Genomic DNA, 1,785 nt, shown 5'->3' on the forward strand with positions numbered 1-1,785 from the left:
GAGAGGGTTGGTACACCAATTCCCAGTGCCGCAGCGATATGGAAAAAATCTCTTCGTGATAAATCCATAATTCAGTCCTTAACGTTTCACACTAGGGACACTGATAGGGTTCCCTTTGCTTTTGTTGGTGACATACACTTCCAATCCAACCATCTCTTTCGAGCCAAGTGGAAGTTCAGCTAAAAGGGCATTTTTCATACATTGCTGCATCCGTTTGTCGAGTGTCACCATCTGACTTTGAGTCATTCGGTATGCCGGCCAAGTACTTGCGGCTGCCGTCTCTTTTGCCCCGAGATCTGGCAACGGCTGCATACGTAGACGCTGACCGACGATATCCATACTGTGACAGTTGTTACAGGAAAGTCCCCGACCGCCGCGACGCTCTTCGAACACTTGCTGACCGAGTTTCATCATCTCAACCATATGTTTGTTTGCTTTAACATCGATAGAGGTTTTTTCTCCGTTTGCGATTGATTTCACATACGCAGACATTTTAACCATCTCTTTGCTCTCGAGTTTAGGAACCGCCTTGGAGTTTGCCGCAGCCGCCATTTGAATCGTTTGTGCCAACGTCACTACTCTTTTCGCCGGTTCAACATAACGAGGAAATCCAGCGATGTATTTCGGCAAATCTTTCTCTTTAACACCTAACATTTTCGCATAACCCTCAGTCCCGATCAGTTCACCAAAGAGTTGTTCTCCCTCAGCCACATCCATTTCTGCCGGATTATTTTCTAAAAGCTCTGCATACATCGCTTTATCCGCATCCGACATGCTGAGTTTTTCTTCAGCAACCGCTGAATTTAAAAGTGCCGAACACACCAACGCTGCCGTGATTGATAACGTACGCATGGCTTATCCTTTTGGATTGATGGCACTGGTCGTTTCGACGCTTTGCCCTTTGTTATCTTTTGCAATAACTTTGAGTGTTCCCGCACCCGGAACTTTAAAACTGATTGACATCAACGGATTTACCGAGAGAGATTCCCAAATAACCATTTTTGTAATCAAGGTATCGTTAAACATAAACTTAACTTCATCAATGTATTCAGCCGGAATCAATGCTCCCGTGTCTTTGTTTTTACGCATACCGGTTTCCATCGGATGCATTGCCATAAAATCGATTTTAACGATATCGCCTGCTGCGTATGTTTTCGGTTTGATTTTGATCAATGTTTTCATAATATCAGTCCTTATTTTCTTTATTTACTATGCTAAAAGGTTGATCAAATCAACCGCATCCGCCGATGGTTACTTTTACGTTTTGTTTTGCACTCAGGAAAGTTCCGTCACTCATCTCTGCAATCGCGACTACGTCTTGAGTTCCGCCGAGTTTTATACGGGTACCGAAAAATGCTTCGCCGTTTGCCGGTGTCAAATAGATATTCGCACAACGGACGTTTCCGTTTTTAGACGCAAGCAGGTGAATCGCTTTTACGTACTCTTTAGCACTCATAGGGCTCTCAACAGTTACTTTAACCGGTACAACCGCACCGTTTTCTGCGATCTCAGGAGCTTCCATCTTTACTTTAGCCGAAGGGACTAATGCTTTACCGCCCGTAATTGCCGCTACTGCCGTCTCAAAACTCATCTCATTCGGACCGCCCGATTTTTTCTCTTCCGCCGCACTTGCCACATGAGGTAATGCAATCGCACAGGCCGCCGCCGCTGTAAAACCTTTTAAAAATGATCTTCTTTCCATTGTGTCTCTCCTAAAATATATTATTTTTTAGGCGCAATGATGTATGAAACTAAATCACACACTTCGCGCTCATTCATCAAGCC

3 protein-coding genes are annotated in these 1,785 nt (G+C 44.4%); all 3 read right to left on the reverse strand.

From position 1 onward, the window contains the following. Positions 1–78: 78 nt before the first annotated feature. From soxA to soxY, 3 genes are read right to left on the reverse strand one after another with little or no spacing between them, the layout of a single operon-like run. Positions 79–852 carry a sulfur oxidation c-type cytochrome SoxA gene (gene soxA / locus A2517_RS07695; protein WP_294895749.1) on the reverse strand — a complete coding sequence of 258 codons (774 nt, stop codon included), beginning with the start codon at positions 850–852 and terminating at the stop codon, positions 79–81. A gap of 3 nt (positions 853–855) precedes the next feature. Then, entirely contained in the window at positions 856–1,182 is a 327-nt protein-coding gene (soxZ, locus tag A2517_RS07700) for a thiosulfate oxidation carrier complex protein SoxZ (protein ID WP_294895751.1), read from the reverse strand. 49 nt (positions 1,183–1,231) lie between these two features. Then, positions 1,232–1,702, reverse strand: coding sequence for a thiosulfate oxidation carrier protein SoxY (gene soxY, locus A2517_RS07705; protein ID WP_294895753.1), 471 nt, complete (start codon positions 1,700–1,702; stop codon positions 1,232–1,234). Between the last annotated feature and the right edge of the window lie 83 nt (positions 1,703–1,785).

This window comes from Sulfuricurvum sp. RIFOXYD12_FULL_44_77 (genome assembly GCF_001830725.1).
In the GTDB taxonomy this organism is placed as follows: domain Bacteria; phylum Campylobacterota; class Campylobacteria; order Campylobacterales; family Sulfurimonadaceae; genus Sulfuricurvum; species Sulfuricurvum kujiense_A.

What these genes read in the sequence shown, in the direction of transcription:
- soxA (WP_294895749.1), bottom strand. Translation starts at nt 852, where the DNA reads ATGCGTACGTTATCAATCACGGCAGCGTTGGTGTGTTCGGCACTTTTA.
- soxZ (WP_294895751.1), bottom strand. Translation starts at nt 1,182, where the DNA reads ATGAAAACATTGATCAAAATCAAACCGAAAACATACGCAGCAGGCGAT.
- soxY (WP_294895753.1), bottom strand. Translation starts at nt 1,702, where the DNA reads ATGGAAAGAAGATCATTTTTAAAAGGTTTTACAGCGGCGGCGGCCTGT.